Origin of the sequence: Streptococcus mitis, from assembly GCF_009496285.1 — a bacterium.
GTDB lineage: Bacteria > Bacillota > Bacilli > Lactobacillales > Streptococcaceae > Streptococcus > Streptococcus mitis_BP.
The window spans coordinates 1-25,121 of sequence record NZ_WIJK01000022.1; the positions used below are offsets into that span (position 1 = coordinate 1).

Below are 25,121 nucleotides of genomic sequence, written 5' to 3' on the forward strand. Positions count from 1 at the left end.
GTGCTCATGGCCAATAACCTCCTAAAATACAATAAGAGAATGACTCAAAATTAAAAAGCTAGAATTCCACAATTGGGAACCTCTAGCTTTTTTGTGGCTGAGAACTATTTTGTCCCAGACACTTTTTAAATCAGATCCGTCTTCTCACGGTAACTAAAATAATCGGAATGTGAAACAATGAGATGGTCCAATAAGACCAAACCCATTAATTCGCAGGCTTCTTTAACAAGTTTCGTAACATGGTCATCATTTCTACTTGGCATAACAGCACCAGATGGATGATTATGAACCAGAATCACGGATGTTGCCATATGCTTTAAGGCATAATGGAGAATTTCCCTTGGTTCCGCAATACTTCTAGTAGCAGATCCAATAAAAATGGTTTGCTGATGAATAATTTGATTTTGTGTATTCAGATAGAGCGCCACTAGGTGCTCTTGTTTTTTATCTCCCAATTCTTGTTGCATCTTTTTAGCCAGTCTTTGACTACTAAGAATGCTCTCTGCCTCAATGGTTTCATGTTTGTGAATACGACTTCCAAGCTCAATCATCGCTTGCAGTTCAATAGCCTTCACTCTACCGATACCTGATAAAGTCTGTAGTTCTTGCAGGGTCATTTTTTTTAACTCAGTTAAACTGTTCAATTGAGACAATACTTTCTGTGCAATTTCAAAAACGGTAGATTGACGAGTTCCTGTTCGTAATAAAATGGCTAGTAATTCCTGATTGCTCAAACTCTCTACTCCTTCTGTCACCAAGCGTTCCCTTGGCAAGAGCGAATCTTCTTGAAATGAAATACTGTACATAAAAATCCTCCTCACTTTATTATTCGTGAGAAGGATGCTTAATTCGATAAAAACTAGTTATTTTTAGATTTTTTCAAGCGCTAGTCGTAAATCTTCAATCAAATCGTCAACATTTTCAAGACCGATTGAGAGACGGATTTGATTTTTAGTTACTCCTGCTGCTTCTAAATCTGAGTCAGACAACTGAGCATGTGTTGTAGTCGCGGGATGAACGACCAATGATTTAGCATCTGCTACATTGGCTAAGTTTGAAAAGATTTCCAAGTTGTCAATCACTTTACGAGCTTCTGCTTCTCCACCTTTAACGTGGAAGGTAAAGATTGAACCAACACCTTTTGGTAAGTATTTTTCAGCCAAGGCATGGTATGGACTATCTGGAAGTTTTGGATAGTTGACCTTTTCAACTTTTGGATGGTTCACAAGGAAATCAACGATTTTCTCAGCATTTTGCACATGACGCTCTACACGGAGAGAAAGTGTTTCAAGACCTTGTAGGAGTAAGAATGAGTTAAACGGTGAAAGGGCAGCTCCCATATCGCGAAGCAATTGAACACGAGCAGCGACGATAAAGGCAGCAGCACCAACATCACGGGTATAACTGATATTATGGTAACTTGGGTCCTCATCGACCAATTGAGAGAATTTCCCTGAAGCAGCCCAGTCAAACTTACCACTATCAACGATGACACCACCAATTGTTGTACCGTGACCGCCGATAAACTTAGTTGCTGAGTGAACTGCAATGTCTACACCATGTGAAAAGACATTGATAAGATAAGGTGTAGCAAAAGTATTGTCTGCGACCAAAGGAATCTGATGTTTGTGAGCAATTTCAGCGATTTTTTCGATATCTGGAATGTTGATAACTGGATTACCCAAGGTTTCAATCAAAACAAGTTTGGTATTGTCTTGAATCGCTGCTTCTACTTCTTCTAGATTATCAATATCAACAAAAGTTGTGGTGATTCCATAGCGAGGAAGGGTTTCTTTCAAGAGATTAAAGGTACCACCGTAAATAGTTGAAGCTGCAACCACATGGTCTCCTGCGTGAGCCAGTCCTAAAATTGTGTAGGTAAGAGCTGCCATCCCAGAAGCTGTTGCAAGTGCACCAACACCGCCTTCCAGTGCTGCGATACGCTCTTCAAAGGCTGATGTTGTTGGATTGGTAATACGAGTATAGATATTTCCAGCTTTTTGAAGGGCAAAAAGTTCTGCACCTTCTTGTGTATCATCAAATACAAAGGACGTTGTTTGGTAAATTGGAACAGCACGAGACTTGGTAGTAGCATCTACCACTTGACCTGCATGCAATTGCAGAGTTTCAAATTTAAATTCACGAGTCATATTTAGACCTCCAAAGATTTCATTAGGTTCATTGTATCACCTATTGGAATAGGTTACAAATACAACTTTGTTATATCTTGGCATAAGAAATAGCTATGGCTACTTCTATTTACTTTGTCTTAAATTAGAATTGTAGAACTTTTTTCAGATAGTTTAAAAAGTTTGTATTCACTTTCTCTTTACTTTATAATGGACAGGAAGGAGAAAACTATGTCAGAAATTACACATGAAATTGATGCAAACTTTGCTGGCCGTTTAAATATCTTGCGTGCTGGTGTGCTGGGAGCTAATGATGGAATCATCTCTATTGCTGGAGTTGTTATCGGGGTTGCCAGTGCGACTAACAATATCTGGATTATCTTCCTCTCAGGATTGGCTGCTATTCTTGCTGGTGCCTTCTCTATGGCTGGTGGCGAGTATGTATCCGTATCTACTCAAAAAGACACAGAGGAAGCCGCTGTAGCCCGTGAACAACTACTTTTGGATAAAGATATGGATGCTGCCAAGAAATCCCTCTATGCAGCTTATCTACAAAATGGTGAGTGTGAAACTTCAGCTCAGCTCTTAACCAACAAGGCATTTCTTAAAAACCCTCTCAAAGCCTTAGTTGAGGAAAAGTACGGAATCGAGTATGAGGAATTCACTAATCCCTGGCATGCTGCTGCATCTAGCTTTATTGCCTTCGTACTTGGTAGCCTGCCACCAATGCTTTCGATTATTATTTTCCCAAGCGAATACAGAATCCCTGCTACTGTCTTTATCGTAGCGATTTCTCTATTAGTTACCGGCTATACCAGTGCTAAACTTGGAAAAGCCCCAACAAAAACAGCCATGATTCGTAATCTCTGTATTGGCCTTCTAACCATGGGAGTTACCTACCTATTAGGACAGTTGTTTAGTATTTAAAACATAAAAATACCTCGAAAAAATCGAGGTATTTCAGAACGTAGACAAACCCTACCAGCAATAGAAAAATTGCCATATTGTAGGTTGGGTACCATATAGTGAAAACTCTTAGGAATGCTGATATCGCGCTATTCTTAAGAGTTTTTTATAGCAGATTGAACTTAGAATAGTACACTACAGATTCTAAAATATTTTTAGAAATTGATTTGACTTTCCTAATCTCTTTTGTTCATATCTTATTTCAATCAACTATACTTTCTCTATTTTTTATTATAGCTGGATAATCTTACGATAGCTTCTTGAAGTAATCATAAAGATTAGGACATAGACTAAAGCAAAGATACCACAGATAGAAAGGGTTACACTTAACATCATGGCTGAATCAACAACACCAACGACCTTGAGAATCAGGCTCAACATGTGATAAGCAAAAGCCAGATGAAGAAAGGCAAAGGCCAGAGGTAGGAAGAAAACAGTCAAGACCTGCTTGTTAATGGTTTGCTTGATTTGTTTTTGATCCAAGCCAACTTTTTGCAGAATGACAAAGCGTTCACGGTCTTCATAACCTTCTGAAATTTGTTTATAGTAGATAACGAGTACAGTACCTACCATAAAGATGATAGAGAGAAAAATACCGATAAAGAGGACTCCACCAAAGAGAGCGTTCATTTCGACAGTTGACTCACTCGCAATGTTTGCACCGTAAACCATACCATCCTCGTTCTTGATATTGTGACTGAAATTATTCACATACGCATCGAAATCATCAGATAGCTTTAACTGTTCCTCTGGACTAGCTGTTACATCCATACCACCGTAGAGCTGAGTGTATATAGCAGAATCCTGGTATTTATCTAAAAAGTCCTGCAAATTTGAGACAACAAGGTAGTTATAATCTGAGATCAAAAGTACATACTGGTTAGCAACATGGTCTCTGAGGAAATCTTGCTGGATTTCTTGCTTGATCGTATAGTTCTGATTGTTAAGACTGAATGCTTTTTGACCTTTAAGGCCATCGTTCTTAGCGAATAGTCCCACCTCATTATTCGTAAGGTTCAGCTTTTGTCCAGTCATTTTTTCATAATCCTTTTGATCAAAGACTAGGAAAACTGTCTTGGGCATAACACTATTTTGACCTTTTGCAAAGGTGGTTAATTTGGTACCATCTTGACTAGAAAGGCCGAAACTTGCATAGCTAAGAACATCCTTAGTGCTGATTGTTAGGTTCTTTTCCTTGGCATACTGAGTTAAAAGTTGGTCTAAATCCTCAACTTCTACATTTTGTCCTGAAATTGACATATCGTGAGGATACAGGAGTTTTTTAATATTTTCAGAACCATTGTAGATACTGGTTGCTGCCGACATGGTGACCAAAACCATGGTGGAAAGGATGGCGATAGTCGCTAAACCAACCGCATTTTTCTTCATACGGAAAATGAGGTTAGAAACAGAGATGAGATTGTTAGGTTGGTAGTAATATTTTTTGTTTTTCTTGAGCATTTTCAAGAAAACTGTAATCCCAGCATTGAATAAGAGATAGGTTCCTAAAATGACCAGTATTACAGCTAAAAAGAAGGTAGAAATAGCTAATAGAGCATTTGTTACGCTTTGAGCTAGATAATAGCCACTACCTAAAGAGAGTAGTCCCAAGATTGTCTGAAACACTAGGAAACGGCCCTTCTTCTCACCTTTTGCTTTCTCACGAGATAGTTGGAGAGCATCCATACGGATAATGCGGATAGCATTTAGGAAGACAATTACTAAAAAGATTAGACCAAATACCAGAAGGATGGAAAGGACTACGGACCATTGGAAGGTTGCGACTAACTCCACCTTCATCTTTGAAAGTTTGAGCAATAAAGCGAAAATCAGATTGTCAAAGAGGGCACCAATCCCAATCCCAGCAGTGACTGTTACTAGACCAAAAATCAGGAGTTCCTTGAAGGTCATACCAATCAAATGTCGCTTTTCTAGTCCCAACATGCCATATATACCCAGTTCTTTGGAACGATTTTTCATGACAAAACTGTTGGCATAAAGGACGATAATGGCAGATGCAAGTGTTACTACGATGAGACCTAGTTGTAGGGTAAATTGAATAGAAGATCCACCCCGCATTTCTACCATTTTAGGATTAAAAGTTAATGAATAAAATAGATAGCTGATAGTAACTGCAAGGAGAACTGCTAGAGCAAAAGGATAATAGAGTTTGCGGTTTTTGATTAAGTTGGAGATGGCCAACTTATTGGTTAATCGAAACATACTAGTTCACCTCACTTGCCATAACAGTCAAGGTGTCAGAGATTTCTTGGAACATCTGACGTTCAGTCTTTTCACCACGGTAGATTTGATTGTAGAGGATGCCATCCTTGATGAAGAGGACACGTTTCGCACGACTGGCCGCAGCTGTTGAGTGGGTTACCATGAGAATAGTCTGTCCTTGTTCATTGATCTGATCAAAAATATCAAGAAGGGCCGCAGATGATTTAGAGTCTAGAGCTCCTGTTGGCTCATCAGCAAGGAGAATTTCTGGTTCTGTGATAATGGCGCGTGCAACTGCTACCCGTTGTTTTTGCCCCCCAGAAATTTCATAAGGATACTTCTCCTGCAATTGATTGATGCCAAGATTTTCAGCCGTCACGACTAATTTTTTCATCATTTCTGTAATAGGCTTTCTAGACAATACCAAAGGGAGTAAGATATTGTCTTTAACAGAAAGCGTATCTAACAAATTAAAGTCCTGGAAGACAAAGCCTAACTTTTCACGACGGAAGCTTGATGCTTCAGTATTTTTAATGGTTGCTGTGTCTGTTCCGTTTAGAAAGACCTGACCACGAGTTGGTTTGTCAAGCATGGCGAGAATATTGAGTAGGGTTGATTTCCCAGAACCAGACTCACCCATAATGGCAACATAGTCGCCTTTTTCTACAGTAAAATGAATATCTTTCAGGGCTTCTACTTGATTGCCTTGAAAACGTGTTTTATAAATCTTTTGAACGTGTTTTACATCTAATAGTGTCATGATAATCTCCTTTTTAATATCCCATTAATTGAAACTGAGCCTGCATCATTTGAATGCCGAGCTCAACTCGCTCGATATCCTTAGGACTCGGTTTACTTTTTTGTTTTTTCTGTAAAATATTTTTCATAGTTTTGCTCCTTTATTTTTATGATATAAGTGTACTCTAAAAAAAGAGATGGTTCCATAACATAACCTTACATTTGGAGCTTTAATCTTACATTTTTGTAAGATAGAGATATTTTTTTGAAATCAACTACTATTAGTTTACCACAAATTTTTAAGCAAAAGAAAAACCCTTGGTACTACAAGGGTTTGATTTTTTAAGAATGGTAAAGCGATTTACCAAAACCAACCGTTATCATCATCGATAGGTTCTGCTTCTTTCATCTTGCGTGGGCCTGTTCCATACATTTCAGCTTCGATGTCTTCTTTTGTTGGTAGGATCGAAGCTAGGATAATGTAAATAATGATTCCGAGTCCAAAGTTTGCGATTGTAAAGATTGCAAAAAGGAAACGAACTAGGGTTACATCAAGATTCCACTTATCAGATAGACCTGCAAGTACACCTGATACCATACGATTTCTTCTCATTTTATAAAATTTTGTATTCATAATTTATTCCTCTTTCGGATTTCTTAATCTTAGTATAGCACTAAGCTAGATTTGCTACATCAGTCCTTAGGCCGATTTAACAAGAGGAGCTTTCCACGACAGAGACCACAACGATAACGCTTGGTATCGATTTTTCGCTTTCTTTGATAGATTTGCTGACAAGACTGACAAACATAGACTAAGCTTGGTTTTTGATTGGAACTTGACAATGGAGGAACAAAGCGGAGACCGTCTACCTCTTTTAAAAGTTGCTTAAAGGCTAAATCTTTATGCTGATAGCCCTTGCCTTCAAAGTAAAGATGGTAATGGCAGAGCTCATGACGAACAATTTTACGAAAAACCTCTAAACCAAGTTCTTGATATACTTTGGGATTGAAATCCAAATGACCATCCTTAGGGAAAAATCGTCCACCTGTCGACCGTAGACGAGTATTCCATTGAGCTTGGTGTTTGAAAGGTTTTCCAAAATCCTCTAATGAGACCTGTTTAACGTAATCAGTTAGATTCATTTGGAGCTAGGAGCGACAGATTCACTTTTTCGCGGTCAGCATCGATTTTTTTAACCCAAACGGTTACCAAATCGCCGACCGATACTACTTGACTTGGATGTTTGATAAATTTCTTACTCATATGAGAAATATGAATGAGACCATCCTCATGGATACCGATATCAACAAAGGCACCGAAGTCAACGACGTTGCGCACAACTCCTTCAAGTTTTTGCCCAACTTGTAAGTCTTTGATATCCAAAACATCCTGGCGAAGAACTGGAGCGTCAAAAGAGTCACGGAAATCACGACCTGGTTTGAGAAGGTCTGCGATAATATCTTTAAGTGTTTCTTGACCAAGGTCTAGCTCTTGAGCCATTTCATTAACTGATATAGATTTGAGTTTATCTTGCGCTTCTTCATTTAGGTCTTTAATGTCCAAACGTTTGAAGAGTTCCTTGACTGCAGCATAGTTTTCTGGGTGAACACCAGTATTGTCAAGGATATTGCTACTTTCAGGGATACGGAGGAAACCTGCAGCCTGTTCAAAAGCTTTAGCACCTAAACGAGGAACTTTCTTGATTTGAGCACGAGAAGTGATTTTACCTTCTTCTTCTCGATACTTGACGATATTTTCTGAAATAGTTTTGTTTAGTCCTGCAACGTGTGAAAGTAAGGCTGGACTAGCTGTGTTAACATTGACACCGACTTGGTTAACTACTGTATCAACAACAAAGTCAAGACTTTCAGACAGTTTTTTCTGACTAACATCGTGCTGATATTGACCTACACCGATGGATTTGGGATCGATTTTAACCAACTCAGCAAGCGGGTCTTGCAAGCGACGAGCAATAGAAATAGCAGAACGTTTCTCAACGGTTAACTCTGGAAACTCTTGACGAGCAAGTTCACTAGCTGAGTAGACAGATGCCCCGCTCTCATTGACAATGACATAGCTGACGTCTGGAAAATCTTTAAGTACTTCTGCTACAAAGGCTTCACTCTCACGACTAGCAGTACCATTTCCGATAGCAATGATTTCAACACCATATTGGCCAATCAAATCTGCCAAATCTCTCTTTGCTTCTTCAATCTGACGAGCTGAAGCTGGTTTGACTGGATAAATGACTTGTGTCGTCAACATCTTTCCAGTCGCATCAACGACCGCAAGCTTGGCACCTGTACGAAAGGCAGGGTCAAATCCAAGAACAACGCGCCCTTTAAGAGGTGCTACCAGAAGAAGATTACGGAGGTTTTCTGAGAAGAGTTGAATGGCTCCTTCTTCTGCCTTCTCAGTTAGTTCAGTACGAATACGACGCTCAATAGCTGGCAATACTTTTTTCTTAACAGATTGCTGAATAACTTCGTCAATATAGGCGTTCTTAACTTTGAAACGAGCAGCAAAGAAGGCAAGAATACGGTCCGTCGCATGTTCAAAACCGACCTTTAAGACACCTAGCTTCTCCCCACGATTAAGAGCAAGCGTACGGTAAGCTTGCATGTTTGCAACTGTTTCTGAGAAATCGTAATAAATCTGAAAAACCTGCTTTTCATCAAGAGTTTCGTCTTTCAGTTGAGAAGTGATTTTAGAATGTCTAAGAACTTCTTGATAGGTCATCGAACGCAAGTTAACATCCTCAGATAGAGCCTCAACTAAGATGTCTACTGCCCCCGCCAAGGCTTCTTTGCCAGTAGAAAATCCTTCACAGACAAATTTTTCTGCTTCAGCTTCTAAATAAGGAACATTTTGTAAAATCAAGCGAGCAAGTGGAAAGAGTCCAGCTTCACGGGCAATGGTTGCCTTTGTACGACGTTTTTCCTTATAGGGAAGATAGAGTTCTTCAACGTCTGCGAGTTTTTCAGCTGCTAGGATAGCTTCTTCCAATTCCTTGGTTAGCTTGCCTTGCTCTTTGATTTTTGCTAAGACTGCTTCCTTACGGTCATTGAGGTTGGTTAGACTTTTATCGAGGTCGATAATAGCTTTGATAGCCACCTCATCCAAACTACCAGTCATGTCTTTCCGATAACGAGCGATAAAGGGAATAGTTGCTCCTTCTGCTGTCAAAGACAAAACTGTATCAATCTGCTTTAAGGTTACACCCAAATCTTGGGAAATTTTTTCATATTTTTTATCCATAGAACTATTATACCATAAGGAAGAAAGCTTGTTTTCATTAATGTCACAGTTAGCTTGGTATTTGTTGAAGATTAAAATTCATTGGTCTTAACAATTTAAAATTAAACCTTTTGGCTGAAATAATAGTATAATAGAGGAAACGATTAGAATTGAGGTATGCCCAATGGCTGTTAAATTTACAAAAACTGATGACTTAGATAAGATGTTCGAAGAATTCGCTAAACTTCCTGATTTGAAGCAAGTAGCTTTTCCAGATGACAAGGAAAAGAAAGATAAGGCAGAAAAGAAAAAATAGATGGATTTCTTTCAAAACCTACCTTCAAGTCTTTTACAAGCTAGTGCCATTTTTCTATCAATTATTATTGAAGCATTGCCCTTCGTTTTGATTGGTAGCGTCATCTCTGGTGCTATTGAAGTCTATGTCACACCTGAGAAGGTTTATAAATTTCTCCCTAAAAATCGCATGGGGAGAATCTTTTTTGGTACCTTCATTGGTTTTCTCTTTCCTTCATGTGAGTGTGGAATCGTTCCGATCATCAATCGTTTCTTGGAAAAAAAGGTTCCAAGCTATACAGCGGTACCTTTTTTAGTAACGGCTCCTATCATCAATCCCATCGTACTTTTTGCAACTTATTCAGCCTTTGGTAATTCATTTAAAATGGTCTTACTCCGCGCTTTAGGTTCGATTCTTGTTGCTACTATATTGGGTATCTTACTTGGATTTTTCTGGGAAGGATCGATTCAAAAGGAAAATAGACTTGCGTGTCATGAACATGATTTTTCTCACTTGACCAAAGGTCAGAAACTTCTTCAGGTCTTTATCCAAGCTATTGATGAATTCTTTGATATGGGACGTTATTTGGTCTTTGGCTGTCTTTTTGCAAGTATAGTCCAAGTATATGTGCCAACCCGGATCCTGACTTCTATCAGCGCAACACCACTACTTGCTATTGTTCTCTTGATGGTCTTATCCTTCCTTCTATCACTTTGTAGTGAAGCGGATGCCTTTATTGGCTCTTCGCTGCTCTCTAGTTTCGGATTTGCGCCAGTTCTTGCCTTTCTGGTTATTGGACCAATGCTTGATGTCAAAAACCTACTCATGATGAAGAATTATCTTAAAACTCGCTTTATTTGGCAGTTCATGACCATTGTGACTCTTGTTGTTCTTGTCTATTCTTATCTAGTCGGGGTGATGCTATGATACGATTTCTTATTCTGATGAGTTATTTTTTCTTAACCCTTTATCTACACCTATCTGGTAAGCTCAATCAATATCTAAACCTCCACTACTCTTATCTGGCTTATATAACAATGGTGTTGTCTTTCTTGCTAGCCATCGTTCAAGCCTATATTTGCTTCAAGCGTTTGAAAGAACATAGTCACTTACATAGTTTTGCAGCCAAGCTTGCTAGTTTTGTCCTCTTAAGTTTACCCTTGTTAGTTGGATTTACATTTCCAACTGTCACTCTGGATTCGCAAACAGTATCGGCAAAAGGCTATTATTTTCCTCTGTCAGAAGGAACGGACAAGGCAATCCAAGCAAGCGAAGGTACGAGCAGTCAGTATCTTAAGCCGGATACCAGTAGGTTTTATTCACACACAGCTTATGTAGACACTGTTCGTAAGATTGCTGATAAGTATTTAGCTCAATCTAGTATTGTTATCAAGGATGAAAATTACTTGGAAGTCATGGAAGCTATCTATGATTATCCAAATGAATTTGAAGGCAAGGAAATCGAGTTTATTGGCTTTATCTACAACGATCCAAATCATGCCAATAGTCAGTTCGTTTTTCGTTTCGGTATCATGCACTGTATCGCTGATTCGGGAGTTTTTGGCCTTTTGACCACAGGAAATATCAATCATTATGAAAATAATACCTGGGTAAGAGTCAAAGGTAAGATTAGCAATCACTATCACAAGGAACTTAACCAAGTCCTCCCAACTCTTGAAGTTCAATCTTTCGTAAAAGTCGATAAGCCAGAGAATCCTTATGTTTACAAAGAATTTTAAAAAGTAGCCTGAGTGGGCTACTTTTTCTTGTTTAACAAGTCTTTAACTTCTTGAGCTCCAATCTGATCGCCTGCTTTTTCAAAAAGATCGATAGCTTGCAAAAAATTCTCTTGCGATTTTTCAGGTTTTTCTACAGAATAAATCTCTCCCAAACCTCTGAAGGAACAGGCTTGAGCTATCAGATCATCTGTTTGTAATGCTTGCTTTAAGGACTGTTCCATATACATGATTGCTTTTGCTATTTCCCCTAGTTTTAATCGTAAATAACCTTGCTCATAATTATTGACAGAAGATTTGAGTGCATCCTCTGAAAAAGATTTTTTAATGATTTCTCGCTCTTTATCGATATAGTTAAGAGCCGTTTGATAGTCATTCATTTCACGATAAACCATAGCTAACTGGTGATAGCCTATATGTTCATTTTCTTTATCTTGACTTGATATAGCTACTTCAAGATAGTTTTGATAAATCAGCAAAGCTTCTTTGTAATCTTTTTCAAAGAACTTAATATACCCCATTAAAATGAGAAGGTCATAATCCTTACATGTTTCCAATGAGAAGTTTTCTGAGACTAATTTCTTGGCCTCTTCAATCTTCCCCTCAAACAATAATTCCCAGGCTTTTTTCATACTTATAATCCTCCATCTTATGTAGTATAGAAATCAATCGACAAATCACTATCAGACTCGTATTTTTTCCATGCTAGGCTAAAGCCATAATAATCTTCATATTCTGGATGCCAGTCATAATAAAGTGGGATACGGCTAAATTTTCTTGCAACTACTTCATCTTCAAATTCTGGGGACTCTCCTGCAGTAATTCCAAATTGAAGGCCATTCAGTTCCCAGGTATTTCCCCAAACATTTTCGTCTGATAGAACGTCAATCCAACGAGAGGCATCAATATCAAAATCTGCACATAATTCAAGTTCTAACAATTTTCTGTAGTTTACCTTTGCAGGCTTTATATAAAAGGCTCCATCAACCTGATACTTTTTATCTTGTACTTGAATTTGTGTGATTTTCATCGGAATTGGAACTCTATTTAACTCCAACCAAAAATAGCCTAGAGGAGTTTTGATTGCATGGTAAATTTGTTTAGACTCTATTTTTACTTTTTTCGAGCAAGCATTTAGAATTCTTCCATGCTCAAGTATATTTTTACAAACTATTTTTGAAGTCTCGGGATCAAAAATAGAATACCTACGGATAACCCTTTTTAACTTTTCAGCGGGATAAGTGATATCTCTTGGGTAAGCATGATATTTCTGGACTACCAGAGCTATTTTTTCAATATTTTCCTTTCCAGTTGGTACAATCACACCATGCCCAATATGAATACTTGGATCATCACAGATATAAGTATATCCATTTCCACCTTCTTGAAACTCAACGACAACGAGATTCAACTCCTGATCAGGATCGAAAAGTGGTTCAACTTTTTCATTGGTCTGGCGCTCATAAAAAGTGAAACAACCTGGATTATCCTCTTCACCAAAGACCATTAAACTACCACAATTTGGGCACTTCCACATATAAAAGGAAGCCTCCGAAATGTCTTCATAGGAAATTCTATCATGTTCGTCAGTATTGTTAAAAATATCCTCAAGCAACTCATCCGAATAAACCGAATAAGCATTTGGATCAGGCGCTTGGTGGTCGTTCATTGCTTGACCACATCTACATGTCCATTTTCCCATATCTAACCTCAGTCACGACTTAATTCTTCAAGGAAAAAATGATTGAGAGCTTCCCAGTCTTTCTTCTCTTCGGTAACACTTTGGATGTAATCATCTATCTCTTGTATATTTTTGGTGATGTAGTCCTGGATGGGCTTAATTGGCTCAATTTCCATACCTTCAGGTCCATTTATCTTGATATCAAGCAATCTAGACACATGCTCTTTCATTTCATCAGGAAGCAATTCTTTCACTAAATCATCAAATAAAATCGGTGGAACAGAATGATATTTTTCTATCCAACGACAGGCTAAAATTGGACGCAGAGCATAGAAGTACTTTTTAGGTTTGACCTTGTCTCCTGAAAGATACTTATTCATTTGAGTTCTAGCAGTATTCAAGTAATGGTGGAGCATCTTTTTCTCGGAAAAATACTGACTAACAAGCGGACGGATACGGTCAATAAAGCCTTCGTCTTGCTGGTAAACGATTGGCGACTGTAACCACTCAAAGAGGGTTGGATTTGACTTATAAAGCAACTTTAAAGCCTTGTCCAAATCCCAGCCACTCACATCCCAGGTATCGTCAATTGGTAGTTCTATGACATCGCGATGATCGTTCAAACTAAGATAAAAATCTTGCTTATGCTTGTAAATGAAACGCACATCAAAGTCACTATCCGGAGACTCGAAGCCCCAAGCGCGACTGCCAGACTCAATTGCCCACAATACGGTAACATCATAATCACGTTCAATTTCCGCTAGTTTTTCAGGTACCAGAACATTCATTTCTTCTTGTGTTTGCATGGTGATTCTCTTTCTTATTAATTTCTTATACCCCATTTTATCAGAATCCTAGGACATTATCAAAAATTACTATAGTATCTACAGAAAAAAGCCTACGATAGGCTTTTCTCATCTCACAATATCTTTATACATATCTGGTCTTCTGTCTCTAAACAGACCCCAATTTAGGCGTTCATTTGCTCCCTTGTCAAGGTTATAAGTTGTTAACAAGATAGCTTCGCCTTGTCGTTCTGCTTGAGTCAAGATAGCTCCTGTTTCATCGGTCATAAAGGATGAACCGTAGAAATTAAGACTAGAACTTTGGCCCCCGTTTTCCTCGCAAGGTTGTACTTCTTCCAAGCCATAACGATTGGCAGCAATAACTGGGACAATATTTGCTGCTGCGTGTCCTTGCATGGTTCGTTGCCAATGGCCACAACTATCTGTATCCAAAATAGGCTCTGAACCAATGGCTGTTGGGTAAAAGAGTAATTCTGCACCATTTAAGGCAAGGCAACGGGCTGTTTCAGGGAACCACTGGTCCCAACAGATCCCAATACCAATCTTGGCATAGCGTGTATCCCAGACCTTGAAACCTGTGTTTCCAGGAGTAAAGAAGAATTTTTCTTGATAATAATGGTCATCTGGTATATGCGTTTTGCGATAAACTCCTAGCACTTCTCCATCAGCATCAATGATAGCAATAGAATTGTATAAAACATTGCCATCCTTTTCATAGAAACTAATTGGTAGAACAACCTGTAGTTCCTTAGCAATCACTTTAAAATGCTGAATGGCTGTATTTTCTGTCACCGACTGGGCATGCTGGTAGTAGTCATACTGGCGTTCCTGACAGAAATAGGGACGTTCAAACAACTCGGGCAAGAGAATAATTTGTGCGCCTTGTTCTGCAGCCTGACGTACTAAACGCTCTGCTGTTTGGATATTTGTTGCCACATCCTTGGCGCATTGCATCTGGATTGCTGCAACTTTTACATTTCTCATCTTTTTCTCCTATTCTGGGATTTGTTGGGTGATACAGTGGATATTGCCACCACCTAAAAGAATATCTCTAGCTGGTATTCCGACAACTTCACGGTCTGGGAAACACTTACTGAGGATATCCAAGGCAACTTGATCGTTTACATCCTGAAATTGCGGCACCAAGACAGACCTATTTGCAATGTAAAAGTTCACATAGGAAGCAGCAAGCCTTTCACCTGCGTATCGCTCTTCTTCTCCTTCTTCGTAGGAATAACCAGGAAGATCTTCTTCTGTCACAACTTGTCGAACTGCAGGGATAGGCAATTTATGAATGGTGAAGTGACGACCTTTTGCATCCGTTTCCTTCTCTAAAAGCGCTAAATCAGCTGCTGACATGGCATATTGAGGATCATTTTGATCATCTGTCCAAGCCAAGACAAGCTCAGCAGGACCAACAAAGGCTGCAACATTGTCAACGTGTTCATTGGTTTCATCCTGATAAATACCATAAGGAAGCCAGATAACTTTGTCAGCACCAAGGCTCTCTAATAAGGTATTCTCGATTTCCTCTTTAGTCAGGTGAGGATTGCGACCAGGACTAAGCAAGCAACTTTCAGTCACAAGAATGGTTCCTTGACCATCGCTATGTATGGCTCCACCTTCTAGTACAAATGGTTTTGCGTCGTAAACAGGTACCTCTAAGACTTCTGCAAAACGACTGGCCACTTGGTCATCTGCTTCATAGTCTTGATAGAGTCCATCCACTGCACCACCCCAGGCATTGAAAGACCAGTCTACCGCTAACTTTCCCCTTTTATCATTAAGGAGAATGGTCGGACCTGTATCTCGCGCCCAGGCATCATTTGTTGGAATATCTAGATAAACGACCTGGTCTCCAAGATAAGATTGGGCTTCAGATAGATAGTCCTCCTCCACCAAAAGATAGACTGTTTCCCCTTGGGCAATGGTTTTGATAATCTGGCTAAAAGCATTTTTAGCTGCCTTTCCTTGAAAAGGCCACGAACCTGGTCTAGTTGGCCATATCATGAGAGTTCCATGATGGGGTTCATACTCTGCTGGCATACGATAACCTAATTTTTTTGGACTGTCCATCATGATAATCTCTCCTTAAAGTCTTGGTAACCAAAGGCCTTGACTAAACTGCATTCACCCTCTTTATCCATCACATACAAACTTGGAAGTCCAATACCGTTAAAGGTATTATTTTTTACAAAGGAGTAGATTGCCATGTCCTCGAAATAAAGTCTATCACCGATTTCAATCGGTTTTTCAAAGCTGTAATCTCCAATGATATCCCCTGTTAGGCAAGTATTTGAAGATAGTCTATAAGTATAAGGTTTTTCTTGCTCTTCAAAACCGTCTCTCAATGGTGGGCGATATGGCATTTCAAGGACATCTGGCATATGACAGCTTGCTGAGGCGTCTAGCACCAAGGTTTCAATCCCATTTTCAACGATGTCTAAGACTTCAGTAGCCAAATAACCAGCATTAAGAGCAATGGCTTCTCCGGGTTCGATATAAACGTCAAGGTTATAAGTTTCTCGAATTCGTTTAATCTCAGAAATCAGTAAATCCACATCATAGTCATCTCTTGTAATGTGATGTCCACCACCCATATTAAGCCATTTTACCTGATGCAAGTACTGTCCAAACTGCTCTTCTACAGCTTTCAAGGTTGTCGCTAAATCATCTGCCCCTTGCTCACAAAGAGTATGAAAATGAAGCCCGTCCACCAAGTCCAGCAAATCACTTGGTATCTTATCTGAAGTCACTCCAAAACGGGATCCAGGAGCACAAGGGTCATAGAGCGCGTGATCTCCCTGAGTAGAACACTGAGGATTGAGGCGTAGACCTACACTAATACCAGCTTCCCGACAAGTTTGACCGTATTTTCGTAATTGTCTCTCTGAGTTAAAGACGATATGATCAGATATTTGAAGTAACTCTTCCATGTCTGATTCCTTGAATGCAGGCGCAAAAACATGGACTTCCCCAGGGAACTCTTCTCTAGCTAGCTTAGCTTCATAGAGTCCACTAGCCGTCGTACCAGAGAGATACTGGCTAATCAAAGGATAGGTTTTATAGAGAGAATAAGCCTTTTGAGCTAGCAAAACCTTACAACCTGCCTTTTCCTGAACCTCTTGCAGAATGCTACAATTTTCTTCTAGTTTTGCTAAATCAATGACGTAAGCTGGTGTTGGTACTTGTTCTAACTTCATTAGTCCACCATTTGTGGGTTTTCCACCACAACCCATGGCAAACCGTATTTATTCAAAGCTTCCATGAATGGATCTGGATCCAACTCTTCAAGATTATACACTCCTGGTTGTTTCCAAGTACCATCCATCACTAATTTTGTTCCAATCATGGCAGGAACACCTGTTGTGTAAGAAATTGCCTGTGAACCAACTTCTGCGTAGCATTCCTGGTGGTCGCAAACATTGTAGATGTAGATAGTCTTTTCAACACCATCTTTGACACCTGTAAAGATACAACCGATATTGGTTTTTCCAACTGTACGTGGGCCAAGGCTGGCAGGATCTGGAAGCAAGGCTTTCAAGAATTGGATAGGAACGATTTCTTGTCCGTTAAAATTAATAGTATCTGTACGAAGAAGACCAACGTTTTCCAAGCATTTCATGTGAGTTAGATAAGATTGGCCAAAAGTCATAAAGAATCGAATGCGTTTAACACCTGGAATATTCTTTGCTAATGATTCGATTTCTTCATGGTGGAGGAGATACATGTCTTTTTGACCAACTTGAGGGAAATCATACTCACGTTTGATAGACATAGCTTCAACTTCTACCCATTTACCATCTTCCCAGTAAGAACCTGGTGCAGAAACCTCGCGTAGATTGATTTCTGGGTTGAAATTGGTCGCAAATGGATAACCGTGGTCCCCACCATTACAGTCTAAAATGTCGATATAGTGGATTTCATCAAAATAGTGCTTGAGGGCGTACGCTGAAAAGACGCTGGTTACCCCTGGATCAAATCCAGAACCAAGAAGCGCGGTCAAGCCTGCTTCTTTGAATTTTTCTTGATAAGCCCATTGCCATGAGTAGTCAAAATAAGCCGTAAATCCAAGCTCTTTGCAGCGTTTCTCATAAATAGCACGCCATTCAGGGTCTTCTGTGTCTTCAGCCTCATAGTTGGCTGTGTCGATATAGTGAACTCCCGTTGCCAAGCAAGCATCCATAATGGTCAAATCTTGGTATGGTAGAGCTACGTTCAAAACAGCTTCTGGCTTGTAGCTTTCAATCAGTGCAATTACTTCTTCTACCTTGTCAGCATCAAGAGCAGCTGTTTCAATTTTAGTACTTGTTTTGCCTTCTAATTTAGCCTTCAAGTCATCACATTTTGACTTGGTACGGCTAGCAATCATAATCTCTGTAAAGGTTTCGCTATCTTGGCAAATCTTTGAAATAGCAACTTGGGCAACGCCCCCACATCCAATAACTAATAAACGACTCATTTTTTTCCTTCCTCTTCTTCTAAAATGTCTTCTACATACTTAGGCAACATAAAGGCTCCCACGTGTAAGTTTGCAGTATAGTATTCTGTGAATAGCTGGCGCTTTTTCCAGCCTTCCTTATCAAAATCTTTGACAGGGTGATATTTTTTCGATGCAAATCCAAATAACCAATAGCCAGCAGGACTGGTTGGGATATGGGCCTGATAGACCCGGCTAATTGGAAAGGCTTGATTGACCTTGCGGTGCATGCTTCGGCAAGCAGACTCATCTTCGTCAAAGAAAGGACTACCATGCTGATAGATCATAATACCGTCTTCTTTCAAGGCTCTGTAACTATTGCCGTAAAATTCCTTGGTAAAGAGCCCTTCCGTATGTCCAAATGGATCAGTCGCATCGTTGATGATGATGTCGTAATCATCTTCACAGTTTCTCAAAAATCTCAGTCCATTTTGATAATAAATGGTCACACGAGGGTCATCAAGACCAGCAGCAAAGTCTGGGAAGTATTCTCGACAAACCTCAACCAGCATTTCGTCAGGCTCTACAATATCGATTTGTTCCAATTCTGGATAGAGAGTTAATACTTGGGCAACACCACCGTCACCACCCCCAATAACCAAGACTTTCTTTGGATTTGGATGGACAGCCATAGGAACGTGAACCGTCATTTCGTTGTAGACAAAATCATCTGCATCTGAGAATAAGACATGCCCATTTAAAATCAAAATCTTCCCAAAAGCTGGAGTATCTAATACTTCAATATCCTGCCACTCACTTTTTCCAGCATAGAGTTGTTTAGCAGTTCTAAGCGACAATTTCACATCTGGAGTATGAACTTCAGAAAACCATAAATCCATCTAGTTCTCCTTTCTCTCAATGACATTGATGTGATTGACCTCTGGATCTTCCGTTCCTTGGAGGGAACAACCACGTTCTTTGGCAAATTGGATATAGTCAACAATGTCTCGTGTAATCCGTTCACCTGGCGCTAGGATTGGAATTCCTGGAGGATAGCACATGACGAATTCCCCGCAGACTTGCCCAACGGACTCATCCAGGGTTAAACTTCTTCTCTCTGAGTAGAAGGCTTCCTGAGGAGACAGCACTAACTCAGGTTGGATATATTCTCCAGCAATCAAGTCCTTCCCATCTCTTGAGTAGAGTCTCTTGATGTCAGCCAGAGCACCAACCAAGCGCTCAATATCTTGGATACGGTCCCCAATCGAAATGTAGGCCAAGATATTCCCGATATCACCAAACTCAATCTGAATGTCATATTCATCTCGTAAGAGGTCATAAACCTCGATTCCTGTTAGGCCGATTCCTTGGGTGTAAACTGACAGCTTAGTAACGTCAAAATCACAAACAGACACTCCGTCTACTAGCTCTTTTGAGTAGGCATAGTAGCCACCGATGGCATTGATTTCACGACGAGCGTACTCAGATAGCTCAATGACCTTTTCAAAGGATTCTTTACCACGAAGGGCCAGATTGCGGCGTGAAATATCCAAACTAGACATCAGTAAGTAAGATGCTGATGTTGATTGGGTCAGGTTAATGATTTGACGCACGTACTCAGGATTCATCTGATCCCCGATAAGTAAAATAGAGCTTTGGGTCAAACTCCCACCAGACTTATGCATGGAGACTGCTGCCATATCAGCACCTGCATCCATAGCAGATAGAGGAAGTTTATCTGTAAAGTGCAGATGGGCACCGTGTGCCTCATCTACTAAAACTTTCATTCCAGCAGCGTGAGCCATCTCTGTCAGCCCCTTAAGATCTGAACAAATCCCATAGTAGGTAGGATTGTTGATTAGGATAGCCTTAGCATCTGGATGATCCTTTATAGCTTGTGCTACACGCTCATTTTCAAGCCCCAAAGCAATACCGATTTTTGGATCCACACTCATCTCGATATAAATGGGAATAGCTCCACATAAAACGAGCGCATTGATAGCTGACTTATGAACATTTCGAGGAAGGATGATTTTATCTCCCGCTTTACAGGTGGAGAGAATCATAGTTTGAACAGATGAGGTTGTGCCTCCAATCATTAGAAAGGCATGAGCAGCACCAAATGCTTCTGCCGCTAGTTCCTCTGCATCTCTGATAATCGAAATGGGATGCCCCAGATTATCCAAGGGCTTCATAGAGTTAACATCTATACCTACACATTTTTCCCCTAACAGTTCAACCAACTCTGGGTTCCCACGGCCACGCTTGTGACCAGGTACGTCAAATGGTACAATTCTTTTTTTTCGTAACTTGACCAACCCCTCATAGATGGGAGCTTGGTTTTGATTTAACATTATAAAGACATACTCCTTTATCATATTTTTTACACCTTAACCATGCAAGGCTCTAAGGGATACTTATGAAAAAAGAGCAGGTTGGCACCTGCTCTACAATCTACTGACGTGTTTATGTTTGTTTCTTTTGAGTATGTCTGTTCCTGATGTTTCCTAACTCTCTAGTAGCAAATATTACGTACTTTATTGATCGTTTCACAAGATGACGTGTGCTTTCACCACACTAACAAATCTATACGAATTAGGACAAATGTCCTAACATCAACTTATAAAAGTAGGCTTTTAACCCTATCAATAATGTGGCTTTTCAACCACGCTTCGGCATTCAACCCTGCCTGTCCGTAGGCATTTTTTACTCGGGTTTATATTTACTAGAAAACATCATCTCATTTTCTAAGCTTCATTACTATATCATGTTTTCAGATACTTGTAAAGTATTTTTAGAAACTTTTTTTAAATAATTTAATATTTTGTTCGTGAAATTGCTTTAGTTGCAAAACAGAAATCGTTTTAAATTTAAATCAAAAAACAAAAAAAGGAACTAAATCGATTAATTCCTTTAATGAATCGTAAGCATAATCAACTATTCAAAATCCTATTTACTCATCTTTCGCTATTTGGCAAGCTAGCTCAAAATCAGTCATCAAGTAATTTTCATCCAGGCGGATGAGACTATAATACTCATTCCAAAATAGAGAGTCACTGTTGCTGGACCACTTTAATCCATACCACAATTGGGTAACATCGTTTGTACTTGATGGGGGGATTGACCATAGATGCTTTTTAAAAGTTTCTTGAACAAGAGAAACATCCAGTCGAGTAGTCAAGTCGAGTTCATCCAATTTCAAAGTGATAGAATGTTCCTTAGCTACCTCAATACTTTCCTTGTTAAATCGAACCTGAATAATCTTAGAATCTTCTAAAGCCACATTCTGGTCCTCAGCACCGTAAAAGGAAATACTGCCCAGTACTATGCCATCTTTTGCCAGGAGATAGGGAGCGTAAGGAACAGCATTGCTATCAAGTCTGAAGCCTTTTTCGATAGTAACTGATTTATCGCCTGGATACTTTTGGAAACTTCCCTCTGTCAAGAGCTCTTCGTAGTCGCTAGCACCATCGCCCTGTCTTATATAGATGTCAAATCCAGCATTCATCAGCTCACTGGCTTTAGTTTCTGCTAAAATGATTTTACTTTCATTAATTTGCAAAATTGGTGCTTGAGGTGGCAAACCAATCGTGAGATTAAACATGACTCCTACCAGAAAGACCATAAAGGTTATAAGGAGGGCAAGTAAAGACTTTCCAGTCCTTTTTCTTGCATTGAAAAGGGCCATTAGAGCAGGTAGAAGGATCATTTTGGCTAAAATAGAATTCCCAACACCACCTCTATTTAAGGTCTGAAAAGCAAAGATCCCGGCGATTGCAATCAGGGACAGGTAGACTAAAATCTCACCTAGACCCAGTTTTTCTGTTCGAGTTTGTTGGTTTACAGGCGTTTCGTACAATGACTGCCCATTCTCTTTCCTCTTTTTTAGAAAGAGATAAAACCCCAGACCAAGTAGCAGATTAAAGATTGCAAAAACTATTAAAGTACCTATTATCGCCGTTCTACCCATGGCTCTCTACTCCTTTATGTTCTCTCTCAAATCTTATCTTTCTCTTTAGCACCCAATTCCCAATCAATAAGACTAGCAAGAAGAAGGGGCAACCTTCTATGACCACAATGGGCAAAGCCAGTAGAGCAATCATCAAAAAACTAGCTTTCTTTTGACGCCAACTACCGCCCCATTCTCCGTTTATCAGTCCACCTAAATAGTCGACGTAATCAGTAAACCAAGTCAATAAGGGATTTTGAAAATCACTAGCCCTAAGGTAAATGAACAAAGCCGAATTTAGCAAAACATAAAGAATTCCAAGGACTAGAATAATCTTTTGACTAGTTCGAGTAGCCTCTAGAAGGATTTTTTCTCTCTTCTCTGACTCTATTTCCTTGAGACTTGGGTCCTTACAAGAGAGTTTTTCAAATCTATAGACCAGAAATCGGTAGAGATAATACTTTTTTATATTACGCTTCATAAAAACCTCAATCTAGGAAGGACACTCAAATATAAATCATGGTCTAAACCTCTAATTTCAAGGAATTGCCTTCCAAATAGACAGCTTTTGACTCAGTGATTTTGATTTTTTGATCTTCTGAAAAGCCAATGGTTTCACCGTCCTTTAAGGTGACATCACTGCCTAAAACATACTGAAGAATAGACAAGAGGAAATAATATAAGTCATCGCTATCCATGACAGAATCAATGATTTCGATCTCAGTTTTTCCAAACTCTTTCAAACCATAAGTGTAAATACTAGTTTTATCTCCCTGGTTGATAATTCCCATATAAATCCAGAGTTGAAGAGGAAGCAGTTCTTCTTTCAAAAGATCAGCTAAGTCCAGATAAAGATCTTTGGGCAAGAGCAAGGTGGTAGAACCCTGATAAATACCAATAGCTGATTGACTAGTTTTTAGGATAGAGGCATTGACTTTAGTTAATAAGGAATAAGTTTCTACTGGCGAAAGATTGTCAGACAAAATAGAAACAATGGCGTGTTGTGTGTGCTCCTGTGTTTCCTTCTCAACATCCTGCCAGAGGTAAGAATAGGCATACAATTCTTCAAATTCTTGACTTGGGATAGGAAGATCCATCAATGCCAAAGCAACGAGAGCACCATCAATCACAAAGGTTGCACTAGAATCATCCCCAGAAACTTCAGAAATTTCAAGCCCCCAATGAGATTTCAATTCCTGAACAACTTGGTCTAAAGAATAGGCTTGATTGCCTTTGAAGAGGGGCATGGACAAGATCAGTTGTTTTTTCTTCTCTGATTTTTCTTTCTTACTAGTAAATAGATTTTTAAAAAAATTCATAAAACTCCTCCTTTTTCTCATACCAGTTGGGAAGCAAAGCTATCTTGCTCAAAGTGAGTCGAGATACCAAGTTTCCTCGTCCTCAAAACCGTAAAATTTCTCATCAAGTAGCCAATTTCCATCCACCAATCTAAGAATAAACTGATGCTTCATTTCTAATGCTTCTTGAAAATGGGTGATAATTCTTGCTTCTTCAGCTTTTGTCATGATAAAATCTACAGAAAAATCATTCCTTTTAACATAGTTATACTCACTTGGGGAGCCATAAGTATTTCGAACTCCTCCTTCCAAGCATTTTTGAGTCACTCGTCCAGTTAGAAGTTGCATTTGCCTCTGAAAATAGTCATCCATAAGTTCATTCCACTTGGGATGAACTTGATTGGCTGGGATGCCAAGGGCTTCTTTTTCCTTATCCAGTGCTCTGTTACGCTCAAAAATTTCCTCTTCTAACAAGGTTAAACTTTTGAGTAAATCAAGCAATGGTGTGATAATTATTTCTGCTACAGTTTGATATTTTTCAGGGGTATTTTTATAGTTCACTCTCATGATTACTCTCTTAACTCTCCTGGATTAATTGCTTTAATTCTAAGTCTGAAAGTTGTCCTTCCATGTAGAGTTTCCTAAGTAAATCTTTATCAACTGTAATTTCATAATAGTCTGTCACAAACTCATGAAATCTCTCAAAGCTATCAAAGAGGTAAGAAAGCAACCATTCTCCACCATCCTGATCTTGGTAAGTCTGTTGATGCGCGTGACCATCATACCAGATAAAGAAGGTTGTTTCATCTTTTTGGTCTTCTGAATAAAGTGAGACATACTTTTCATCCAGTCCTTTATAAAAACTATCGATGATATCTTGATTCCACTCGTCAGCAGCAAACTGGCTTAAACTACTTTCATGATCAAAGCCTTTTATAAGAATCATTTTATCAGTCAAAATCACATCTAAAGAATCACCAGATCCATTATCAATAAGGTAGCGGAGTCCATAGACTTCCTCAGTCTTAATCACGAGTCTGAGCCAATCCTCACTCGGATCTGTCAGATATTCGTCAACGACTAGCAAGGCATCTAAGCGAGTCTTTATCTTGTCCCAATCAATCTTTCTCATCTCTAAAAACCTTCCATCTTATTCTTGCAATTTATCAAGATCACAAGCCCTATAACGAGCTGTTAGATAGCCTGAAAAGCTAATCTGAGGGATATTCCACTCATTAGGCAAATAAATCGAACAATCTACCTGATCACCTAGAGGGGAACTTGCTGAGAAGACATATCTTCCCAAATCCTCATTATTAGGATTTCTTTCAACTTGACCCAATCTGCTAGTATTGAACCAGTCTTTAAACAGTAACCAGATTTGCTCGGCATCTTCGTTTAATAGGGAGACTTTCAAGTTGTAGCTGATTCCGACCCTACATCTTTTTTTGAATCCTGACTCATCAGCCTTACAAACTTTTATCGATCCCTTATCATACTGCCAGTTATCACTATCTAATAGGGGAAATTGAACAGATAGATTGTCTTTAAATCCCTGCATAGTATCTAATAAATCTTTGGAGGCGGCTTCGAATAATTCTAGTTCCTCCATAGTCTTCTCTTTAATTTTCATAGCTAATCA

At 39.3% G+C, this 25,121-nt stretch carries 26 protein-coding genes; 4 read left to right on the forward strand and 22 right to left on the reverse strand.

From position 1 onward, the window contains the following. Positions 1-125 precede the first annotated feature (125 nt). On the reverse strand, positions 126-806 hold the full coding sequence (gene radC, locus GEZ89_RS07485) for a RadC family protein (RefSeq protein WP_153225559.1): 681 nt from the start codon (positions 804-806) through the stop codon (positions 126-128). A 63-nt stretch (positions 807-869) separates the two neighbouring features. Continuing rightward, positions 870-2,150: an O-acetylhomoserine aminocarboxypropyltransferase/cysteine synthase family protein gene (locus GEZ89_RS07490; protein ID WP_153225560.1), complete on the reverse strand. Its 1,281-nt coding sequence runs from the start codon at positions 2,148-2,150 to the stop codon at positions 870-872. A gap of 210 nt (positions 2,151-2,360) precedes the next feature. On the opposite strand from GEZ89_RS07490, the gene GEZ89_RS07495 reads away from it, so the two are divergent. Beyond that, complete coding sequence (locus GEZ89_RS07495; RefSeq protein WP_153225561.1) at positions 2,361-3,056, forward strand: VIT1/CCC1 transporter family protein; 696 nt, start codon at positions 2,361-2,363, stop codon at positions 3,054-3,056. Positions 3,057-3,326: 270 nt separating this feature from the next. Here the strand turns inward: GEZ89_RS07495 and GEZ89_RS07500 are convergent, their stop codons facing one another. From GEZ89_RS07500 to GEZ89_RS07520, 5 genes are all read right to left on the reverse strand, one after another. Beyond that, positions 3,327-5,318, reverse strand: coding sequence for an ABC transporter permease (locus tag GEZ89_RS07500; RefSeq protein WP_153225562.1), 1,992 nt, complete (start codon positions 5,316-5,318; stop codon positions 3,327-3,329). 1 nt (position 5,319) lies between these two features. Further along, positions 5,320-6,078: an ABC transporter ATP-binding protein gene (locus GEZ89_RS07505; protein ID WP_000173364.1), complete on the reverse strand. Its 759-nt coding sequence runs from the start codon at positions 6,076-6,078 to the stop codon at positions 5,320-5,322. 339 nt (positions 6,079-6,417) lie between these two features. After that, the gene (locus GEZ89_RS07510; protein WP_153225563.1) at positions 6,418-6,690 is read right to left on the reverse strand and encodes a PspC domain-containing protein; all 273 of its coding nucleotides are present in this window, start codon (positions 6,688-6,690) and stop codon (positions 6,418-6,420) included. A 59-nt stretch (positions 6,691-6,749) separates the two neighbouring features. Further along, positions 6,750-7,199 carry a SprT family protein gene (locus tag GEZ89_RS07515; RefSeq protein ID WP_126420266.1) on the reverse strand — a complete coding sequence of 150 codons (450 nt, stop codon included), beginning with the start codon at positions 7,197-7,199 and terminating at the stop codon, positions 6,750-6,752. Next, positions 7,186-9,315 (reverse strand): Tex family protein, encoded by a 2,130-nt coding sequence (locus GEZ89_RS07520; RefSeq protein ID WP_153225564.1) that lies wholly within the window; start codon positions 9,313-9,315, stop codon positions 7,186-7,188. The genes GEZ89_RS07515 and GEZ89_RS07520 overlap by 14 nt, the downstream gene beginning before the upstream one ends. Positions 9,316-9,478: 163 nt before the next feature. On the opposite strand from GEZ89_RS07520, the gene GEZ89_RS09790 reads away from it, so the two are divergent. From GEZ89_RS09790 to GEZ89_RS07535, 3 genes are read left to right on the forward strand one after another with little or no spacing between them, the layout of a single operon-like run. Next, the gene (locus GEZ89_RS09790) at positions 9,479-9,610 is read left to right on the forward strand and encodes an SPJ_0845 family protein (protein ID WP_153225565.1); all 132 of its coding nucleotides are present in this window, start codon (positions 9,479-9,481) and stop codon (positions 9,608-9,610) included. Further along, on the forward strand, positions 9,611-10,516 hold the full coding sequence (locus tag GEZ89_RS07530; protein ID WP_153225566.1) for a permease: 906 nt from the start codon (positions 9,611-9,613) through the stop codon (positions 10,514-10,516). Continuing rightward, positions 10,513-11,328 carry a TIGR03943 family putative permease subunit gene (locus GEZ89_RS07535; protein WP_153225567.1) on the forward strand — a complete coding sequence of 272 codons (816 nt, stop codon included), beginning with the start codon at positions 10,513-10,515 and terminating at the stop codon, positions 11,326-11,328. Before GEZ89_RS07530 ends, GEZ89_RS07535 begins: the two co-directional genes overlap by 4 nt. Positions 11,329-11,345: 17 nt before the next feature. On the opposite strand, the gene GEZ89_RS07540 is transcribed toward GEZ89_RS07535, so the two are convergent. The 15 genes from GEZ89_RS07540 to GEZ89_RS07610 form a co-directional block, all read right to left on the reverse strand. Beyond that, positions 11,346-11,957 (reverse strand): tetratricopeptide repeat protein, encoded by a 612-nt coding sequence (locus GEZ89_RS07540; RefSeq protein WP_153225568.1) that lies wholly within the window; start codon positions 11,955-11,957, stop codon positions 11,346-11,348. Positions 11,958-11,974: 17 nt separating this feature from the next. Beyond that, on the reverse strand, positions 11,975-13,027 hold the full coding sequence (locus GEZ89_RS07545; protein WP_153225569.1) for a hypothetical protein: 1,053 nt from the start codon (positions 13,025-13,027) through the stop codon (positions 11,975-11,977). A gap of 8 nt (positions 13,028-13,035) precedes the next feature. Beyond that, complete coding sequence (locus tag GEZ89_RS07550; protein ID WP_153225570.1) at positions 13,036-13,812, reverse strand: DNA polymerase beta superfamily protein; 777 nt, start codon at positions 13,810-13,812, stop codon at positions 13,036-13,038. A 108-nt stretch (positions 13,813-13,920) separates the two neighbouring features. Next, positions 13,921-14,796 carry an N-carbamoylputrescine amidase gene (gene aguB, locus GEZ89_RS07555; RefSeq protein WP_153225571.1) on the reverse strand — a complete coding sequence of 292 codons (876 nt, stop codon included), beginning with the start codon at positions 14,794-14,796 and terminating at the stop codon, positions 13,921-13,923. A gap of 9 nt (positions 14,797-14,805) precedes the next feature. After that, on the reverse strand, positions 14,806-15,891 hold the full coding sequence (gene aguA / locus GEZ89_RS07560) for an agmatine deiminase (protein ID WP_153225572.1): 1,086 nt from the start codon (positions 15,889-15,891) through the stop codon (positions 14,806-14,808). Further along, positions 15,888-17,015 (reverse strand): carboxynorspermidine decarboxylase, encoded by a 1,128-nt coding sequence (nspC, locus tag GEZ89_RS07565; RefSeq protein WP_153225573.1) that lies wholly within the window; start codon positions 17,013-17,015, stop codon positions 15,888-15,890. The genes aguA and nspC overlap by 4 nt, the downstream gene beginning before the upstream one ends. After that, positions 17,015-18,274 (reverse strand): saccharopine dehydrogenase family protein, encoded by a 1,260-nt coding sequence (locus GEZ89_RS07570; RefSeq protein ID WP_153225574.1) that lies wholly within the window; start codon positions 18,272-18,274, stop codon positions 17,015-17,017. The genes nspC and GEZ89_RS07570 overlap by 1 nt, the downstream gene beginning before the upstream one ends. Next, positions 18,271-19,131, reverse strand: coding sequence for a polyamine aminopropyltransferase (gene speE / locus GEZ89_RS07575; RefSeq protein WP_000366713.1), 861 nt, complete (start codon positions 19,129-19,131; stop codon positions 18,271-18,273). The genes GEZ89_RS07570 and speE overlap by 4 nt, the downstream gene beginning before the upstream one ends. Further along, positions 19,132-20,586 (reverse strand): aminotransferase class I/II-fold pyridoxal phosphate-dependent enzyme, encoded by a 1,455-nt coding sequence (locus GEZ89_RS07580; protein ID WP_153225575.1) that lies wholly within the window; start codon positions 20,584-20,586, stop codon positions 19,132-19,134. It abuts the gene before it with no gap. 599 nt (positions 20,587-21,185) lie between these two features. Further along, positions 21,186-22,202 carry a hypothetical protein gene (locus GEZ89_RS07585; protein ID WP_153225576.1) on the reverse strand — a complete coding sequence of 339 codons (1,017 nt, stop codon included), beginning with the start codon at positions 22,200-22,202 and terminating at the stop codon, positions 21,186-21,188. Then, positions 22,195-22,662 carry a hypothetical protein gene (locus GEZ89_RS07590; protein ID WP_049504675.1) on the reverse strand — a complete coding sequence of 156 codons (468 nt, stop codon included), beginning with the start codon at positions 22,660-22,662 and terminating at the stop codon, positions 22,195-22,197. Before GEZ89_RS07590 ends, GEZ89_RS07585 begins: the two co-directional genes overlap by 8 nt. A 43-nt stretch (positions 22,663-22,705) precedes the next feature. Further along, the gene (locus GEZ89_RS07595) at positions 22,706-23,500 is read right to left on the reverse strand and encodes a DUF4261 domain-containing protein (RefSeq protein WP_153225577.1); all 795 of its coding nucleotides are present in this window, start codon (positions 23,498-23,500) and stop codon (positions 22,706-22,708) included. Positions 23,501-23,548: 48 nt separating this feature from the next. After that, positions 23,549-24,046, reverse strand: coding sequence for a hypothetical protein (locus tag GEZ89_RS07600; RefSeq protein ID WP_153225578.1), 498 nt, complete (start codon positions 24,044-24,046; stop codon positions 23,549-23,551). Between the two features lie 10 nt (positions 24,047-24,056). After that, entirely contained in the window at positions 24,057-24,611 is a 555-nt protein-coding gene (locus GEZ89_RS07605) for a hypothetical protein (RefSeq protein WP_153225579.1), read from the reverse strand. A gap of 18 nt (positions 24,612-24,629) precedes the next feature. Further along, positions 24,630-25,112 carry a hypothetical protein gene (locus GEZ89_RS07610; RefSeq protein WP_194251846.1) on the reverse strand — a complete coding sequence of 161 codons (483 nt, stop codon included), beginning with the start codon at positions 25,110-25,112 and terminating at the stop codon, positions 24,630-24,632. Positions 25,113-25,121 lie beyond the last annotated feature (9 nt).

What these genes read in the sequence shown, in the direction of transcription:
- radC (WP_153225559.1), bottom strand. Translation starts at nt 806, where the DNA reads ATGTACAGTATTTCATTTCAAGAAGATTCGCTCTTGCCAAGGGAACGC.
- GEZ89_RS07490 (WP_153225560.1), bottom strand. Translation starts at nt 2,150, where the DNA reads ATGACTCGTGAATTTAAATTTGAAACTCTGCAATTGCATGCAGGTCAA.
- GEZ89_RS07495 (WP_153225561.1), top strand. Translation starts at nt 2,361, where the DNA reads ATGTCAGAAATTACACATGAAATTGATGCAAACTTTGCTGGCCGTTTA.
- GEZ89_RS07500 (WP_153225562.1), bottom strand. Translation starts at nt 5,318, where the DNA reads ATGTTTCGATTAACCAATAAGTTGGCCATCTCCAACTTAATCAAAAAC.
- GEZ89_RS07505 (WP_000173364.1), bottom strand. Translation starts at nt 6,078, where the DNA reads ATGACACTATTAGATGTAAAACACGTTCAAAAGATTTATAAAACACGT.
- GEZ89_RS07510 (WP_153225563.1), bottom strand. Translation starts at nt 6,690, where the DNA reads ATGAATACAAAATTTTATAAAATGAGAAGAAATCGTATGGTATCAGGT.
- GEZ89_RS07515 (WP_126420266.1), bottom strand. Translation starts at nt 7,199, where the DNA reads ATGAATCTAACTGATTACGTTAAACAGGTCTCATTAGAGGATTTTGGA.
- GEZ89_RS07520 (WP_153225564.1), bottom strand. Translation starts at nt 9,315, where the DNA reads ATGGATAAAAAATATGAAAAAATTTCCCAAGATTTGGGTGTAACCTTA.
- GEZ89_RS09790 (WP_153225565.1), top strand. Translation starts at nt 9,479, where the DNA reads ATGGCTGTTAAATTTACAAAAACTGATGACTTAGATAAGATGTTCGAA.
- GEZ89_RS07530 (WP_153225566.1), top strand. Translation starts at nt 9,611, where the DNA reads ATGGATTTCTTTCAAAACCTACCTTCAAGTCTTTTACAAGCTAGTGCC.
- GEZ89_RS07535 (WP_153225567.1), top strand. Translation starts at nt 10,513, where the DNA reads ATGATACGATTTCTTATTCTGATGAGTTATTTTTTCTTAACCCTTTAT.
- GEZ89_RS07540 (WP_153225568.1), bottom strand. Translation starts at nt 11,957, where the DNA reads ATGAAAAAAGCCTGGGAATTATTGTTTGAGGGGAAGATTGAAGAGGCC.
- GEZ89_RS07545 (WP_153225569.1), bottom strand. Translation starts at nt 13,027, where the DNA reads ATGGGAAAATGGACATGTAGATGTGGTCAAGCAATGAACGACCACCAA.
- GEZ89_RS07550 (WP_153225570.1), bottom strand. Translation starts at nt 13,812, where the DNA reads ATGCAAACACAAGAAGAAATGAATGTTCTGGTACCTGAAAAACTAGCG.
- aguB (WP_153225571.1), bottom strand. Translation starts at nt 14,796, where the DNA reads ATGAGAAATGTAAAAGTTGCAGCAATCCAGATGCAATGCGCCAAGGAT.
- aguA (WP_153225572.1), bottom strand. Translation starts at nt 15,891, where the DNA reads ATGATGGACAGTCCAAAAAAATTAGGTTATCGTATGCCAGCAGAGTAT.
- nspC (WP_153225573.1), bottom strand. Translation starts at nt 17,015, where the DNA reads ATGAAGTTAGAACAAGTACCAACACCAGCTTACGTCATTGATTTAGCA.
- GEZ89_RS07570 (WP_153225574.1), bottom strand. Translation starts at nt 18,274, where the DNA reads ATGAGTCGTTTATTAGTTATTGGATGTGGGGGCGTTGCCCAAGTTGCT.
- speE (WP_000366713.1), bottom strand. Translation starts at nt 19,131, where the DNA reads ATGGATTTATGGTTTTCTGAAGTTCATACTCCAGATGTGAAATTGTCG.
- GEZ89_RS07580 (WP_153225575.1), bottom strand. Translation starts at nt 20,586, where the DNA reads ATGTTAAATCAAAACCAAGCTCCCATCTATGAGGGGTTGGTCAAGTTA.
- GEZ89_RS07585 (WP_153225576.1), bottom strand. Translation starts at nt 22,202, where the DNA reads ATGGGTAGAACGGCGATAATAGGTACTTTAATAGTTTTTGCAATCTTT.
- GEZ89_RS07590 (WP_049504675.1), bottom strand. Translation starts at nt 22,662, where the DNA reads ATGAAGCGTAATATAAAAAAGTATTATCTCTACCGATTTCTGGTCTAT.
- GEZ89_RS07595 (WP_153225577.1), bottom strand. Translation starts at nt 23,500, where the DNA reads ATGAATTTTTTTAAAAATCTATTTACTAGTAAGAAAGAAAAATCAGAG.
- GEZ89_RS07600 (WP_153225578.1), bottom strand. Translation starts at nt 24,046, where the DNA reads ATGAGAGTGAACTATAAAAATACCCCTGAAAAATATCAAACTGTAGCA.
- GEZ89_RS07605 (WP_153225579.1), bottom strand. Translation starts at nt 24,611, where the DNA reads ATGAGAAAGATTGATTGGGACAAGATAAAGACTCGCTTAGATGCCTTG.
- GEZ89_RS07610 (WP_194251846.1), bottom strand. Translation starts at nt 25,112, where the DNA reads ATGAAAATTAAAGAGAAGACTATGGAGGAACTAGAATTATTCGAAGCC.